Here is a 13,841-nt window from a genome sequence, read left to right on the forward strand (position 1 = left end):
CCCGTCGCGATCGCCGCGGGTCCGGAACCGCCAACCAAAGCAACACCCCGTCGACAGAGGCGCGATGGCAACTGAGCGCACGTCCAGACACACGCGCCGCAGAGCTCAATCCTCGTCGAGAGCGGCAAAGCCTTCGGCCAGATGATCGATCAGGCCACGCACGGCCGGCAGCTGACCGCGCCGCGACGGGAACACCGCATGCACGATCTCGCGCGGCGGGGCCCAGCCGTCCAGCACCGGCAGCAGACGGCCATCCGCCAGCTCCGTGGTCATCATCATGGTCGGCAACTGCACGATACCGACCCCGTGGCAGGCGGCAATCCGCAGGGCCGTCATGCTGCGCGTGACCAGGCGCGGCTGGTGGGCAATCCAGGCCTCGCCACCGTCGGGCCCGACAAGGTGCCACTGATAGCGTGCCTGCGGCCGGCTCAGTGCGAGACTGGGGAGGTCTGCGAGATCCGCGGGCACCTGCGGCGAGCCCTCGCGCTGAAGCAGGTCGGGGCTCGCCACCAGCCGCTGGGCCCGGTCGGCCAGGACGCGCAGGACAAGGTCGCTGTCCTCCAGCGGCGGCGGCTCCACGCGGATCGCGATATCGAAACCTTCCTCGATGACGTCCACGCGGCGGTTGGTCGCGTCCAGGTGCAGCTGCACCCGCGGGTAACGGCGCTGGTATTCCGCCAGCATGGTCGCCACCCGGGCATCCAGCAGCGCGACCGGACAGCTCAGCTTGACCGTGCCACAGGGCTCGTCGCGCAGGCCGTCGATGGCGTCCTGCGCGGCCTCCGCCTGCACCAGCATGGCCTTGCAGAAGCCATGGTAGATGCGCCCGATCTCGGTGACGCCGACATGCCGGGTGGAACGCTGTAACAGGCGCACCCCCAGTCGTTCTTCCAGCGCCGCGATCCGGCGGCTGAGCTTGGACTTGGGCTCGCCCAGTGCCCGCGCAGCCGGGGCAAACCCGCCGTGTTCGACCACACGGGCGAAATAGTAGAGATCGTTGAGGTCCTGCATCTTTATCGTTCCGTTGATGGAACGGTGAGTGTAATTTTTATGTACTACCAGCGCCATCGTCCCGCTGTCAGGATTCTCGTCAGGTCACCAACCACGGCCTTTCGAGGAGGACGACATGAAGACCATCCTGGGTGTCTACAGCGCCCCACCCCGCCACTGGGTCGGCAACGGCTTTCCCGTGCGTTCGCTGTTTTCCTACCAGACTCACGGCCGCCACGTGAGCCCGTTCCTGCTGCTCGACCATGCCGGACCCATGGATTTCGAACCCGCGACCCAACCGCGCGGCGTCGGAGAACATCCGCACCGGGGGTTCGAGACCGTCACCATCGTGCTGGATGGCGAGGTGGAGCATGCCGACTCCACCGGGGCCGGCGGCATTATCGGACCGGGCGACGTGCAGTGGATGACCGCCGGTGCCGGCATCCTGCACGAGGAGTTCCATTCCCGGCGCTTCACCCGCACCGGCGGGCGGCTGGAGATGGTGCAGCTCTGGGTCAACCTGCCGTCCCGATACAAGATGACCGCACCGCGCTATCAACACCTGGGCGTCACCGACATCCCGGAGATCGCACTGCCGGACGCCGCCGGCCGGCTAAGAGTCATTGCCGGCGAGTATGCCGGGCAGCCAGGGCCGGCCCGCACCTTCAGCCCGATGCAGGTGTGGGATCTGCGCCTGGAGCGCGATGGCGAGGTCCGCCTGGACCTGCCGAACGGCTGGAACTCCATGCTGGTGGTACTGCACGGCACCGTTCAGGTGAACGGCAGCGAGATCGCGCGCGGCGGCCAGCTCGTGATGCTGAGTGCGGAGCACGATGGGGTGATCGTCGAATCCAACAACGAGGCCACTGTACTGGTCCTGTCCGGCGAACCCATCGACGAGCCCATCGTCGGCCAGGGGCCCTTCGTCATGAACACCCCGGACGAGATCCACCAGGCCATCCGAGACTATCGCGAGGGCCGCCTGCAACACTCCGCCCCATCCACTTGACCCCACCCCGCGGCGCACCCGCGTCGCGGCATTTCATGCCTGCCCGGCAGGCATGCACAAGGAGAACGACATGAATCACGACTACACCTACCGCCGCCTCGACAAGGACGATGCCGCGCTGCTGCTGGTCGATCACCAGTCCGGTCTGATCTCGCTGGTCCAGGACTTCGAACCCAGCGAATTCAAGAACAACGTGCTGGCCACAGCGGCCTGCGGCCGGTACTTCGGGTTGCCCACCATCCTGACCACCAGCTTCGAGGACGGCCCCAATGGGCCACTGGTGCCGGAACTGACGGAGATGTTCCCCGACGCCCCCTACATCGCGCGCCCGGGAAACATCAACGCCTGGGACAACGAGGAATTCCTGGCTGCCGTGAAGGCCACCGGCAAGAAGCAGCTGATCATCGCCGGGGTCGTCACGGAGGTCTGCGTGGCCTTCCCGGCGCTGTCCGCCATCGAAGAGGGCTACGACGTGTTCGTCGTGACCGATGCCTCGGGCACCTTCAACAAGACCACCCGCGATTCCGCCTGGTCCCGCATGGAGGCCGCCGGCGTGCAACTGATGGGCTGGTTTGCGATGGCCTGCGAACTGCACCGCGACTGGCGCAATGACGTCGAAGGCCTGGGGGCGCTCCTCTCCGAGCACATCCCCAACTACCGCAACCTGATGACCAGCTACTTCGCGCGCAAAGCCTGATACATGGGCCATCAGGGCGGGTGGCCATCGCGGCTCCCGCCCTTTTCCGTGTTTGTCGATGCGGCCCCGGCGACCTGACGGCCAGGAGGCGTTCACAAGGTCCGGGATCACCGGGGACATGCGCCTCCAGATTGCCGGGATGGTAAAGTGCGGACCCAGCAAGGACCGTAAAGGGCCTGCCCTCATTCAAACCGCATTGGTCGCAGGAGCATCATGGCGCAGTACATCTTTACGATGAACGGCGTGGGCAAGATCGTCCCGCCGAAGAAGTACATCCTCAAGGACATCAACCTGAACTTCTTCCCGGGCGCCAAGATCGGCGTGCTGGGCTACAACGGTGCGGGGAAATCCACCCTGCTGCGCATCATGGCCGGCGTGGATACCGACATCGTCGGCGAGGCGCGCCCGCAGCCGGGCATCAACATCGGCTACCTGCCGCAGGAGCCGCAACTCGACGAGAGCAAGGACGTGCGCGGCAACGTCGAGGAGGCCGTGGCCCCAATCAAGGAGGCGCTGGCCGAGCTGGATCAGGTGTATGCCGCCTATGCCGAAGCGGATGCGGACTTCGATGCCCTGGCCGCCAAGCAGGGCGAGCTGGAGGCGAAGATCGAAGCGGCCGACGGCCACAACCTCGAGCGCAAGCTGGAGGTCGCCGCAGACGCCCTGCGCCTGCCGCCGTGGGACGCGGATGTGAAGAACCTCTCCGGGGGTGAGCGCCGCCGGGTCGCGCTCTGCCGTCTGCTGCTATCCAGTCCGGACATGCTGATTCTCGACGAACCGACCAACCACCTGGACGCCGAGTCCGTGGCCTGGCTCGAGCGCTTCCTGCAGGAGTTCCAGGGCACCGTGGTCGCGGTCACCCATGACCGCTACTTCCTCGACAACGTGGCCGGCTGGATCCTCGAGCTGGACCGCGGCCAGGGCATTCCGTTCCAGGGCAACTACTCGCAGTGGCTGGAACAGAAGGAAAAGCGCCTGAAGCAAGAAGAGAAGTCGGAGGCCGCCCGCGTGAAGGCGATGGAGTCCGAACTGGAATGGGTCCGCTCCAATCCCAAGGGCCGGGGCGCGAAGAGCAAGGCGCGCCTGAAACGCTTTGAGGAGATCGCCTCCACCGATTTCCAGAAGCGCTCGGAGACCAAGGAAATCTACATCCCGCCGGGCCCGCGCCTGGGCGACAAGGTGCTGGAAGTGGACAACCTGTCCAAGAACTTCGGCGACCGCGTGCTCTACCAGGGCCTGTCCTTCAGCGTTCCGCGTGGGGCCCTGATCGGCGTGATCGGCCCGAACGGCGTCGGCAAGACCACCCTGTTCCGCATGATCTCGGGGCAGGAACAGCCGGATGATGGCTCGATCGAATTGGGCGAAACCGTGCAGCTCGCCTATGTCGACCAGAACCGGGACGCGCTGCAGGACGAGAAGACCGTCTGGGAAGAGATCTCCAACGGCCAGGACATCATCCAGGTCGGCAACTTCCAGATGCCGTCACGCGCCTATGTCGGCCGCTTCAACTTCAAGGGCACCGACCAGCAAAAGCGCATGAAGGAACTGTCCGGCGGGGAACGCAACCGCGTGCACCTGGCCAAGCTGCTGCAAAGCGGCGGCAATTTCCTGCTGCTCGACGAACCGACCAACGATCTCGACGTGGAAACGCTGCGCGCGCTGGAAGAGGCGCTGCTGGACTTCCCCGGCTCCGCCATCGTGATCTCGCATGATCGCTGGTTCCTCGACCGCATCGCCACGCACATCCTCGCCTTCGAGGAAGACGGCAACGTGGTGTTCTTCGAGGGGAACTATCAGGAGTACGAAGACGACCGCCACCAACGCCTGGGCGCCGCAGCCGACCAGCCCCACCGGGTCAAATACAAGCGTCTCGCCTCCTGAGACACCCCCGAACAAGGCCCGGCATTGCCGGGCCTTTTCATTGTCCGCGACGGGTACCCGTGATTCCCGGCCAGTACTCGAGCATTGTTGGCTATTGCCCGCGCAATGGTGCAAACCGCACAGAGGTGTCTAGGTGTGGAGTCTCACAAGGTTGTCCTCAGGTAGACCGAGGATAACCTTGTGAGACTCCACACCTAGTCGAAGCTGACCGAGAGGAACACACCCACCACGCCAGGCACATCCCAGCCGGACGTGCGCAATGGCGGAATGGCAAAACCGGTGACGCCCACCCCTCGGTAGTCGATCGTCAGGGCCGGCATCACCAAGGGTGTCCACTGGGTTTCGCGCGACCAGTCATCGACTCGCGCCGTACGGCCGAATTGCGTGACGTTCTCGGCGCGCCAAGCCGTTTGCCGATAATGCGCACCGACCACGCCGTCCAGTCGTACCCGGAAGTTTTCGCGCCGATACGCCCCCACTTCAAAAGTGACGGCCCCCAGCGGACCACGATAGCCAAGCGAGTCGCGCATCACCCCTCCCGCAAGGCCCCATCGACTGTCGCTGAGTCGATAGCCCGCAACGAACGACTCGTGACGTTCATTCCACCCGCAACGGCCCGTCGGGCATCGCCCCGAGCCATCCTCCCAACGTGACGTCCCGGCCGGAAGACCGTTCACTGCGGGTGACGTGCCGCCTTCGTGGGCCGACCAGCCCCCCAACAAGAATTGCCATTCACCCGCAGCGGCCCCAGACGGAAAGGCCAACCAAACGGTTAGGAACACAATCAGCCAGGTGTCTCGCCAACCGCATGACCGGACCAACAGGCCCAGCGAGTTCCGGGCGACGTGCATGGCTACGCAGTCGGCATCATCGAAGAGTGGTGATGCACGATCTTCCACTCCCCGTCTCGGTTCTCGTAGACGAAGGTGTAGCGTGCGGGGACCTCTTTGGTCTCGCCGCCATCGGTGACGCGGAAAGTATAGGTGCCGGCATCGGTCAGCTTGTTGCAGCCCAGCTTCACGTTGCGGGTATTGATCGTGCCAAAGGGCTTTTTCTCCAGGAAGTGTTCGAAGTAATCCTGGATTTCGGCATGACTGGTCCGAGGAACATTGGACACCGTCGGCAACAAGACCGCGTCTTCCGCATAGCGCTCGGCTACCTTATGCGCATCACCGGTCTGAAGGGCATCATTCCACCCTTCGAAAAGCTCTTCAGCCAGGCGGCGGGTGGCCGGAGCACAGACCACGCAGCTTTCGTTGGCCGGAGTGTCGATCGCCCCGAACCCTGGATCACCGCCGGTGCCGGTCACCGGGTGGTGTTGGTCGCGGTGGGAGGCGCTCAGGCTCAGGCGCGAACGGGGCGCCTCATCGGCGCTGATAAACTGGGTACCGCTGATCCGCGGCCGGGTGCTCGTGCTCACTGACTGATCTCCGCATACGGCCGTCTCCGGCCGGGAAAGATGTGAATTGTAAGGGACCCTCTAGGGCCTGTCATGCCGCAGTGCATCGCGGCGCTCGCCTTGACGGGTCATCCGGACACATTCAGCTCGCTTGCGCCTTGAAGGCCGCCAGCAGGTCCTCGACCTGCCCACGCACACGGGCCTCGTCCTGAATGGCAAAGTCGAGGAAGGTCTGTGCAACCACCGACAATACCTTCTGCTTGGGGTGGACAATGTGCCACTGGCGATGGATCGGGAAATGCTCCACATCCAGCAGCGCGACCGGTCCACCCGCACCCTCGGCACTGAGGGTATGCAACGACAGCACCGCGATCCCCAGCCCGCCAATCACCGCCTGCTTGATGGCCTCGTTAGACCCGAGCTCCATGCGCACGGTCGGATTGATGCCGTGCTCCTGAAACAGTTTCAGGGTCGCCTCGCGGATGCCGGAGCCGGGCTCACGCATCAGGAAGGTCTCCTGCTCCAGTCGCTCGATCGGGATGTTGCGCTGTCCAACAAGGGGATGATCGCGGCTGGCCATCACGACCAACGGGTTCGGGGCAAACGGGTACACCGCGATATCGGTCAGCCGCTCCGGCACATGGCCGATGATGTAGAGGTCGTCATCGTTGCTGGCCAGGCGATGCAACACCCGGTCGAAGTTGCTGACCTCCAGTGACAGCTCGATGTCCGGATAGCGCTTCGCGAACTGCCCGAGAATGGTTGGGGCAAAGTACTGCGCGGTGGTAATCACCGCCAGGCGAAGGCGCCCTCGCTTCAGGCCGTGCATCTCCGCCAGCTTCATCTCGAGGTTGGTCAGCGCGCCCAACATCTCACGGCAGGTGTCATACAGCAGAAGCCCGACCTCGGTTGGGAAGGCCTTGCGCCCGACATACTCGAACAGCGGCAGCCCCAGGGCCCCGGAGAGTTTCTTGATCTGGATGGAGACCGTCGGCTGGGTCAGGTAGAGCTCTTCCGCCGCGCGCGTGAAGCTGCCCAGGCGCACAATCGCCTCGAACACCTGCAACTGGCGCAAAGTGGCATGCCGGATCAAATGGGCCGGCAGCTCGGACTTCAGCATCACTTGGGGAAGGCTGGGATCCTTCGGCTCGGTCGTGCTGGTCCCTTTCCTGGCCATGTTCGTATCATGACCCCTATCGGGTCAGGCCCGCGTACAGCATGGGCAGTTTTTCCGGCAGGCGCTCGATCTGGTCGAGCACCATGAAATGCTGCGGACCGAAGATTCGTTCAACGTATTCGTCGGCATTCGGGTCCAGGCTAATGCAGAAGCTATAGACACCGTTCTTCCCGACCTCCTCCACCGCCCGCTTGGCGTCCTGGCGCAGGTACTGTGGATCACGCACATCCGTGTCCGCGGGTTCTCCGTCGGTGATGATCAGCAACAGCTTTTTCTGGGTGCCCTGCTGATGCAACAGATTCCCGGCGTGACGGACGGCGGCCCCCATGCGGGTCGAGAGCTGCCCCTTCATCCCGGCCAGTCGGGCACGGGCAGTCTCGTCGTAGGGGGCGTCGAAGTCCTTGAAACGGTAATACTCGACGTCGTGCCGCCCGTCGGAGGCAAAGCCGTGAATTGCAAAGGGGTCACCGATCTTGGAGATGGCCCCGCTCAGCAACGTGGTGGCCTCACGCGCCAGCTGGACGACGCTGGTCTCCGTCCCCTGGACCATCTCGTTGGTCGACTCGGATAGATCCAGCAGTACCAACACAGAGAGATCCCGCACCTGGCGGATATTACGCACGTAGATCCGTTCATCGGGCTGGCGACGCATACGCAGATCAATCTGCGCCTCCACCAGGGCGTTCACGTCGAGTTCGTCGCCTTCGGCCTGCTTTCGCATGCGTTTCACGCCCTGCGGCTGCATCGCCTCGATCAGGAACTTCAAACGCGAGATCAACGGCTTGTGCTTCTCGTTGATCGCGTCGATCTCTTTTACATCACCCTTCTGCGGGCGCCGCTCCAGCAGGGTTACCCAGTGCGGGCGTTCCAGCTGCATCTGGTAGTCCCACTCATGGTAGTGATAGGGCAGCGAGATCGGCTCCTTGCCCTCCTGCTGATTGATGCTCTCTTCTTCCCCGTCACGGAACCACTCGGTGGCCAGCACCATGATCATCTGGGCATCGTCGCCCGCCCCGGGCACATCCAGGGTGTTGATCATCTCCATGGGCGAGACATAGACACGCTCCTGGTTGGTGCGGCTCGCCATTAGCGTCTCGAAGTCGTCTTCCTCGCGGCCAAACGCCCACATATAGCGGTTGTCATCGCGATACTGCACATCCGGTGCGACCTGGCGCGGGTTCATATAGCCCTGTTCGGGGAAGTCCGGTGCCAGCGCCTCCGCCAGCTCGCGAGCCAGCCCCGGCGCCTCAAGATTTCCTGCACGCCCCGCCAGCGCCGATCGGGCCTTGCCCACAAACGGGTGCTCGTCACGGTAGTCCGGATCCAGCAGCGCACGCGCCGTACGCGCCAAAAGTGCCTGCGGGCTTTCACCCTCCTCCGGTGTCGCGATGTGCAACGGCGTCCACAGGTTGCGCAAGCCGGGAAAGCCCTGGATCGCCAGGCCTTCTACCCGCGCATCCTCGAATAGCTCGGTCAGAACACCGACGACACCGCGCGGGGCCTCGTCCGGCTGCATCTCGCGGGTGTGGACCACATGCGCCGCCGCATGCGCGGCAGCAGCCCGGTACAAGTCCAACCCCGTCAGGCCTTCCCAGTCATCAAAGGCATCCGGGAGGAACATCGTAAAGCCCTCAATATAGGGCTTGTATCCCTCGCGCGACTCGAAGTCGCCACTGGTCGGCCGCATAAAGAAATCGCGCGCCCACAGCGACCGCAGGTAGAGATTGATCCGCCGCTGGACATCAACGAACAGCGTTCCCCGCCGTTCCTTCTGGAACACCGAACGCGATTCCGGAGATTCCAGACCGAAATAGGCCACCTGGGCTTCGAGGTCCGTGCGGTGGGCCTGCGCGCCCCAACTCGCCCAGCGCCGAAGCCCGCCCAGCGTTAAGTGGGACAGCAATTCGTCCAGACGCTCCAGCATCGGACGCACACCCCGTGGTGCCTGCGCGAGAAGGCTGTCCAGCAACCGCAGATAACCGGAGAAGAGGTTGAAATCGCCCAGGCGGCGGGCTGCGATCGGGCCCGTTGCAATCACCAGGGTGATGACTGCGGCACTGGTCTTGGAGTACATCTTGATCGCCGAACTGACCAACTCGGCCACGGCGTCTTCGCCCAACTCCTGAGCCAGGTCCGGCGCCTCCTGAATGAACGCGGTGACCATGTCCGAACCACGTCCGAGCGAATGCAGGCTGCGCGCGCCTTCCAGGTAGTAGCGTTTGAGACCCGTCGCACTGAACGCCCGCGTGGCTTCCTGCCACGACGCTTCCAGCAATCCGCCAGCGTGATCCCCGAGGTCTTCGAGGAGGTCTTGATAGTCCTCCAGATGGATGCTCATCGCGCCGGGCTCGGGGTCGGCCTAGAAGAACGTCGTCACGGCGGAGTCGAGCGCGTCGCGCATGTCCGGGTCGTCCGTAATGGGACGCACCAGGGCCATACGGCAGGCGGCCAGGGGGGCCACGTTCTTCGCGATCAGGGAGGCGGCATAGACCAGCATCCGAGTGGAGATCCCTTCATCCAGCCCGTGCCCCTTTAGGTTGCGTGCCCGTTCCGCGACGCTGACCAGTTTACCGGCCATCTCCTCGTTCACCCCGCCCTCATGGGCCACGATGCGGGCCTCGGTCTCATGATCGGGATAGTTGAAGTCGAGCGCGCCGAAGCGCTGCTTGGTGGACTCTTTCAGATCCTTCATCAGGCTTTGATAACCCGGGTTGTACGAGATCACCACCTGAAAATCGGGGTGCGCCTCCACCATCTCGCCCTTCTTCTCCAGCGGCAGCACGCGGCGGTTGTCCGTCAGTGGATGAATCACCACCGTCGTGTCCTGACGCGCTTCCACAATCTCGTCGAGGTAGCAGATCGCGCCGAAGCGAGCGGCCTTGGTCAAGGGACCGTCCTGCCAGCGGGTGCCATCGGCATCCAGCAGGTAGCGCCCAACGAGGTCAGACGCCGTCATGTCCTCATTGCAGGCGACGGTAATCAACGGCTTCCCAAGCTTCCAGGCCATATGCTCGACGAATCGCGTTTTCCCGCAACCCGTCGGGCCCTTGAGCATCATCGGCATGCGAACCGAATAGGCCGCCTCGTACAGCTCCACCTCATCCGCGGTCGGCTGATAGTACGGCTCCTGGGTAATCAGGTGATCGCGTAATTCGTCCTGCATTTTTCGACTCCTCAATCAGAAAGGCCGGGGCAAGCCCCGGCCACCGGCGCGGATATGCCTTAATCCGGCCAGATCCGTTCCGGGTGCAGCTGGCTACCGGTGTGACCCGGTTTTGTCGCCTTCTTGGCGGCCGGCTTCTTCTGTGCCGGGGTACTCTTGGCCGCAGCGCTCTTCGCCTGGGTGGTCGATCCGGTCTTGCGGGCAGCAGCCGGCTTCTTGCGTGCCGTCGTACGCTTGCGCGCAGGTGCCTTGCGGGTCGTCGTTGCTGCCTTCTTGGTGGCAGCATTCTTGGTGCTGGCCGCCGCACGCGGCGAACGGCTCGCGGGTTCCTGGCTCGTATCCTTCGGCGGTTCGGCCTTGGCCGTGTTGCCCTGGGTGCTGTCCTTGTCCTGGTCCTCACGCGCACTGCGCACACCGGCTGCCAGCTTGTCTTGCAGATTGCTCATTACGACACCTCCTCGATGATGGCTTCGATCTCCGCGGCCGCGGCTTCCCCGGGCTTGCCGAGGTCAAAGACGGAACACCCTTCCAGCGCAGAACGCCGATAAATTGCCCGCCGACGCAAGGCCTGCTCCAGGGCGGGGATGTCAATCTCCATCAGTGCGTGTTTCATCGCACGCGACAGCGCACTGCGGACCTCGAGCTGATTGACGACGATGAATGGGCGCAGTTTAGGGTTCTTGAGTCGGGCCTCTTCCAACCCTCGACCCATACGGACGCTGCCCCACAGATCGACAGGGGACGGCAACACGGGAATCAGGACCACGTCGGAAGCCGCAAGTGCCCCGTTCACGGCGCCGCCTTCCAGGGTAGGCGGGCAGTCGACGACGATGTTGTCGTAGTCCTTGCGCAGGGCCTTCAGCTCGCGGTCCAGGGGACCTGCGACGGAGAACACCGAGGCCGGGAATGGGCGTTCGTCCGTCGCCATACGCGCCCATTGGCCGGCCGAACCCTGGGGATCCGCATCCACAACAAGGGTTCGCCCTGCGCGCGCCAGACCGGCGGCGAGGTTCATGGTGAGGGTGGTCTTGCCCGTCCCACCCTTCTGATTGACTACCGCGATTACCCTCGAACCCACGCAACAGCCTCCTGCAGCAGGGAGCCAGGACGGCTCCCTCGAATCACCAGCGCCGCCGGTTCAACCGGTGGTCGCCTCGGCTAGCCGGTCCACCTCAAGGGCAAACCCCTTGTCGGCTTCACCCAGCTTTTCCCCGTCGCGAGCATCAATGGTGATGTTCACATAGGTGGTGCCGAAGCTGATATTGGGATGATAGCCATCCTGCTCGGACAATTCGGCCACACGGTCCAGAAACTCCCGCGTAATGCCGTAGCGGTCGAATGTGAACTGCTTGCTCATGGACGCCGAAGTCCCCTTGCCAGGCTCCCACCCGGACGGGACGACGAGATCGGAATCCGCCATTGGCTACTCCATTCGTATGACTGGACCGACGTACCTACGCCGGCTGGCCCTGGGCATCGATCTCGCGCACGTGTTCCAGCTCATCCTCGAGGATACGCTCGAACAGCGCGGCATCGTCCTGCGCGCCCACCCGGCGACAGTAGACGGCGGCCTCGTCGTACAGACGCACGGCCTCCATCTCCAGCTCACGGTTGCGGGCCAACAGTTCGGCCATAGAACGACCAAGCCGCACCGGGGCCAACTGGCTCCCATTCGGGGTCACCCCATAGTGAAACATGCGGGTCATGAAACGATCCGCATGGTCCAGCTCTTCCTGGGCGTCCCGACGCAGACAGTCACTCACGTCGACCATGCCCCACATGGCGGTAAGCCGCGCCTGGGCCAGATATTGCTGAACCGCCGACAGCTCATGCGCCACCGCCCGGTTCAGGTACCCCACGATCCGTGGATCGGACATGGGCGTCGCCTCAGCTAGCCGAACCGCTTGCGGTCGGGGCCGTCGGCAGAATGCCTTCCACCTCGGAATGCACGCGGGCAATGATGTGCGCAGCCACCAGGCCGTCACCCACACGCTCGCAGGAATCCGCACCGGCGCGAACCGCAGCGTTCACCGCACCGGTCTCACCACGGACCAGCACGGTCACGTAGCCGCCACCGACAAACTGACGACCGATCAGGCGCACTTCAGAGGCCTTGGTCATCGCATCCGCCGCTTCAATCGCCGGCACCAGGCCGCGGGTCTCGATCATGCCGAGGGCCACACCAGAAATTTCCCTAGCCATCACTTACCTCTTCTCGATAAAGCCAGCGAGCCCATCCACGAGCCCGCTGGCGTTCAACTACCGTGAGTTACGGCTTCTCCGGGAGGATGTTTTCCACCTCGGAATGTACGCGAGCAATGATGTGCGCAGCCACCAGGCCGTCGCCCACACGTTCGCAGGAATCCGCACCGGCACGCACCGCGGCGTTCACGGCACCGGTCTCGCCACGAACCAGCACGGTCACATAACCGCCACCGACGAACTGACGACCAATCAGGCGCACCTCGGAGGCCTTGGTCATCGCGTCGGCGGCTTCAATCGCCGGCACCAGACCACGGGTCTCGATCATGCCGAGGGCCACACCAAAGTTTTCGCTAGCCATTACTCAACTCCTATCAAGCGTTACTGATGAATTACTTTTCAACCTGCTCGGGCAGGATGCTTTCCACTTCGGAATGCACGCGGGCAATGATGTGCGCAGCCACCAGGCCGTCACCCACACGCTCGCAGGAATCCGCACCGGCGCGGACCGCAGCGTTCACGGCACCGGTCTCACCACGGACCAGCACGGTCACGTAACCGCCACCGACAAACTGACGACCGATCAGGCGCACTTCAGAGGCCTTGGTCATCGCATCCGCTGCTTCAATAGCCGGGACCAGACCACGGGTCTCGATCATGCCCAGCGCCACACCAAAACGTTCAGTTGCCATTGTTTTCTCTCCTGGATTAACAGTTTTTCAAAAAATGACGCTCACGCCGCCTTGCGGGGCCCAGCAGAGCGCTGTGCATCGGTCTGGTCTCGTCCAGCCTCGTCCTTCGACCCTTCCGTCTTCTTTCCACCATCGTCCCAGTGGTCGATGATGCCGCCGATCGTCAGATCGGTTGTTACCTTTGGATCATCAAGCGCGTAGCGCGCGGCCGACCCGGAGATCGTGAACACCCAGTTGCCCGGGTGCGCACCAACCGGATCCACGGCGACGCTAAGCGCGCCCTGCTGATCCACTAGCACGCGCAGCGACATGGTCTGGAGACCGTCCACTCGACGGGTCACCACCAACTCGTCCTGCACCTGCATGATTTCCATGGAGCTACTGCTCCTCCCAGTAATCGATGATCCCCACGATCGTCGCGTCACTCGGGTATTCCTTGCTGCCGGCGGCCTCGCGCGCGGCCGACGAGCCGACCACGATCACCCAATCACCTGGGACGCAGCCAACGGCATCCACCGCCACGGTGCGCGGACCACCGGCCTTCTCCTGGACCACCAGCAACGGCCGGTGTCCGAGATCGCGGATACGGTTGGTCGAAACCAGTGTCTTCTCAACCTTGCAGATCTTCATT

At 63.7% G+C, this 13,841-nt stretch carries 18 protein-coding genes; 3 read left to right on the top strand and 15 right to left on the bottom strand.

Features of this window, described 5'->3' with window-relative positions:
- Positions 1-105 precede the first annotated feature (105 nt).
- Positions 106-1,011: a LysR family transcriptional regulator gene (locus D002_RS0109055; protein ID WP_018141601.1), complete on the bottom strand. Its 906-nt coding sequence runs from the start codon at positions 1,009-1,011 to the stop codon at positions 106-108.
- 115 nt (positions 1,012-1,126) lie between these two features.
- On the opposite strand from D002_RS0109055, the gene D002_RS0109060 reads away from it, so the two are divergent.
- The 3 genes from D002_RS0109060 (at position 1,127) to ettA (ending at position 4,577) form a co-directional block, all read left to right on the top strand.
- On the top strand, positions 1,127-1,999 hold the full coding sequence (locus D002_RS0109060; protein WP_018141602.1) for a pirin family protein: 873 nt from the start codon (positions 1,127-1,129) through the stop codon (positions 1,997-1,999).
- A gap of 70 nt (positions 2,000-2,069) precedes the next feature.
- A complete protein-coding gene (gene ycaC / locus D002_RS0109065; RefSeq protein ID WP_018141603.1) occupies positions 2,070-2,696 on the top strand; it encodes an isochorismate family cysteine hydrolase YcaC in 627 nt (208 codons plus the stop codon).
- Positions 2,697-2,909: 213 nt separating this feature from the next.
- Positions 2,910-4,577 carry an energy-dependent translational throttle protein EttA gene (gene ettA, locus D002_RS0109070; protein WP_018141604.1) on the top strand — a complete coding sequence of 556 codons (1,668 nt, stop codon included), beginning with the start codon at positions 2,910-2,912 and terminating at the stop codon, positions 4,575-4,577.
- Positions 4,578-4,771: 194 nt separating this feature from the next.
- On the opposite strand, the gene D002_RS0109075 is transcribed toward ettA, so the two are convergent.
- The 14 genes from D002_RS0109075 to D002_RS0109140 form a co-directional block, all read right to left on the bottom strand.
- Entirely contained in the window at positions 4,772-5,107 is a 336-nt protein-coding gene (locus D002_RS0109075; protein WP_018141605.1) for a hypothetical protein, read from the bottom strand.
- Between the two features lie 323 nt (positions 5,108-5,430).
- Complete coding sequence (locus D002_RS0109080; RefSeq protein WP_018141606.1) at positions 5,431-5,997, bottom strand: SgcJ/EcaC family oxidoreductase; 567 nt, start codon at positions 5,995-5,997, stop codon at positions 5,431-5,433.
- A 121-nt stretch (positions 5,998-6,118) separates the two neighbouring features.
- A complete protein-coding gene (locus D002_RS0109085) occupies positions 6,119-7,096 on the bottom strand; it encodes a LysR family transcriptional regulator (protein WP_018141607.1) in 978 nt (325 codons plus the stop codon).
- 73 nt (positions 7,097-7,169) lie between these two features.
- Positions 7,170-9,491 carry a nitric oxide reductase activation protein NorD gene (locus D002_RS0109090; protein WP_018141608.1) on the bottom strand — a complete coding sequence of 774 codons (2,322 nt, stop codon included), beginning with the start codon at positions 9,489-9,491 and terminating at the stop codon, positions 7,170-7,172.
- Positions 9,492-9,512: 21 nt separating this feature from the next.
- Positions 9,513-10,316 carry a CbbQ/NirQ/NorQ/GpvN family protein gene (locus D002_RS0109095; RefSeq protein WP_018141609.1) on the bottom strand — a complete coding sequence of 268 codons (804 nt, stop codon included), beginning with the start codon at positions 10,314-10,316 and terminating at the stop codon, positions 9,513-9,515.
- Between the two features lie 59 nt (positions 10,317-10,375).
- Entirely contained in the window at positions 10,376-10,762 is a 387-nt protein-coding gene (locus D002_RS0109100; protein WP_018141610.1) for a hypothetical protein, read from the bottom strand.
- Positions 10,762-11,394 (bottom strand): ParA family partition ATPase, encoded by a 633-nt coding sequence (gene parA, locus D002_RS0109105; protein ID WP_018141611.1) that lies wholly within the window; start codon positions 11,392-11,394, stop codon positions 10,762-10,764. The genes D002_RS0109100 and parA overlap by 1 nt, the downstream gene beginning before the upstream one ends.
- 60 nt (positions 11,395-11,454) lie before the next feature.
- Positions 11,455-11,736, bottom strand: a complete 282-nt coding sequence (locus tag D002_RS0109110) for a 4a-hydroxytetrahydrobiopterin dehydratase (protein WP_018141612.1) — start codon at positions 11,734-11,736, stop codon at positions 11,455-11,457.
- Between the two features lie 34 nt (positions 11,737-11,770).
- The gene (locus D002_RS0109115) at positions 11,771-12,193 is read right to left on the bottom strand and encodes a bacterioferritin (RefSeq protein WP_018141613.1); all 423 of its coding nucleotides are present in this window, start codon (positions 12,191-12,193) and stop codon (positions 11,771-11,773) included.
- A 10-nt stretch (positions 12,194-12,203) separates the two neighbouring features.
- Entirely contained in the window at positions 12,204-12,518 is a 315-nt protein-coding gene (locus tag D002_RS0109120; RefSeq protein ID WP_026181629.1) for a BMC domain-containing protein, read from the bottom strand.
- A gap of 67 nt (positions 12,519-12,585) precedes the next feature.
- The gene (locus tag D002_RS0109125; RefSeq protein ID WP_012982276.1) at positions 12,586-12,879 is read right to left on the bottom strand and encodes a BMC domain-containing protein; all 294 of its coding nucleotides are present in this window, start codon (positions 12,877-12,879) and stop codon (positions 12,586-12,588) included.
- Positions 12,880-12,910: 31 nt separating this feature from the next.
- Positions 12,911-13,210: a BMC domain-containing protein gene (locus tag D002_RS0109130; RefSeq protein ID WP_012982275.1), complete on the bottom strand. Its 300-nt coding sequence runs from the start codon at positions 13,208-13,210 to the stop codon at positions 12,911-12,913.
- A 41-nt stretch (positions 13,211-13,251) separates the two neighbouring features.
- Positions 13,252-13,584 carry a carboxysome peptide B gene (locus D002_RS0109135; RefSeq protein ID WP_018141615.1) on the bottom strand — a complete coding sequence of 111 codons (333 nt, stop codon included), beginning with the start codon at positions 13,582-13,584 and terminating at the stop codon, positions 13,252-13,254.
- 4 nt (positions 13,585-13,588) lie between these two features.
- Entirely contained in the window at positions 13,589-13,840 is a 252-nt protein-coding gene (locus D002_RS0109140) for a carboxysome peptide A (protein ID WP_012982273.1), read from the bottom strand.
- Position 13,841: the final 1 nt, after the last annotated feature.

The sequence above is a fragment of the Thioalkalivibrio sp. ALJ7 genome, assembly GCF_000376865.1.
In the GTDB taxonomy this organism is placed as follows: Bacteria; Pseudomonadota; Gammaproteobacteria; order Ectothiorhodospirales; family Ectothiorhodospiraceae; genus Thioalkalivibrio.

Excerpts from the sequence above, each read along its gene's own strand:
- ettA (WP_018141604.1), top strand. The coding sequence starts at position 2,910 with ATGGCGCAGTACATCTTTACGATGAACGGCGTGGGCAAGATCGTCCCG.
- D002_RS0109125 (WP_012982276.1), bottom strand. The coding sequence starts at position 12,879 with ATGGCTAGCGAAAACTTTGGTGTGGCCCTCGGCATGATCGAGACCCGT.
- D002_RS0109055 (WP_018141601.1), bottom strand. The coding sequence starts at position 1,011 with ATGCAGGACCTCAACGATCTCTACTATTTCGCCCGTGTGGTCGAACAC.
- D002_RS0109120 (WP_026181629.1), bottom strand. The coding sequence starts at position 12,518 with ATGGCTAGGGAAATTTCTGGTGTGGCCCTCGGCATGATCGAGACCCGC.
- D002_RS0109130 (WP_012982275.1), bottom strand. The coding sequence starts at position 13,210 with ATGGCAACTGAACGTTTTGGTGTGGCGCTGGGCATGATCGAGACCCGT.
- D002_RS0109100 (WP_018141610.1), bottom strand. The coding sequence starts at position 10,762 with ATGAGCAATCTGCAAGACAAGCTGGCAGCCGGTGTGCGCAGTGCGCGT.
- D002_RS0109140 (WP_012982273.1), bottom strand. The coding sequence starts at position 13,840 with ATGAAGATCTGCAAGGTTGAGAAGACACTGGTTTCGACCAACCGTATC.
- D002_RS0109085 (WP_018141607.1), bottom strand. The coding sequence starts at position 7,096 with ATGCTGAAGTCCGAGCTGCCGGCCCATTTGATCCGGCATGCCACTTTG.
- D002_RS0109060 (WP_018141602.1), top strand. The coding sequence starts at position 1,127 with ATGAAGACCATCCTGGGTGTCTACAGCGCCCCACCCCGCCACTGGGTC.
- D002_RS0109095 (WP_018141609.1), bottom strand. The coding sequence starts at position 10,316 with ATGCAGGACGAATTACGCGATCACCTGATTACCCAGGAGCCGTACTAT.
- D002_RS0109090 (WP_018141608.1), bottom strand. The coding sequence starts at position 9,491 with ATGAGCATCCATCTGGAGGACTATCAAGACCTCCTCGAAGACCTCGGG.
- D002_RS0109135 (WP_018141615.1), bottom strand. The coding sequence starts at position 13,584 with ATGGAAATCATGCAGGTGCAGGACGAGTTGGTGGTGACCCGTCGAGTG.
- D002_RS0109075 (WP_018141605.1), bottom strand. The coding sequence starts at position 5,107 with ATGCGCGACTCGCTTGGCTATCGTGGTCCGCTGGGGGCCGTCACTTTT.
- D002_RS0109115 (WP_018141613.1), bottom strand. The coding sequence starts at position 12,193 with ATGTCCGATCCACGGATCGTGGGGTACCTGAACCGGGCGGTGGCGCAT.
- ycaC (WP_018141603.1), top strand. The coding sequence starts at position 2,070 with ATGAATCACGACTACACCTACCGCCGCCTCGACAAGGACGATGCCGCG.
- D002_RS0109110 (WP_018141612.1), bottom strand. The coding sequence starts at position 11,736 with ATGGCGGATTCCGATCTCGTCGTCCCGTCCGGGTGGGAGCCTGGCAAG.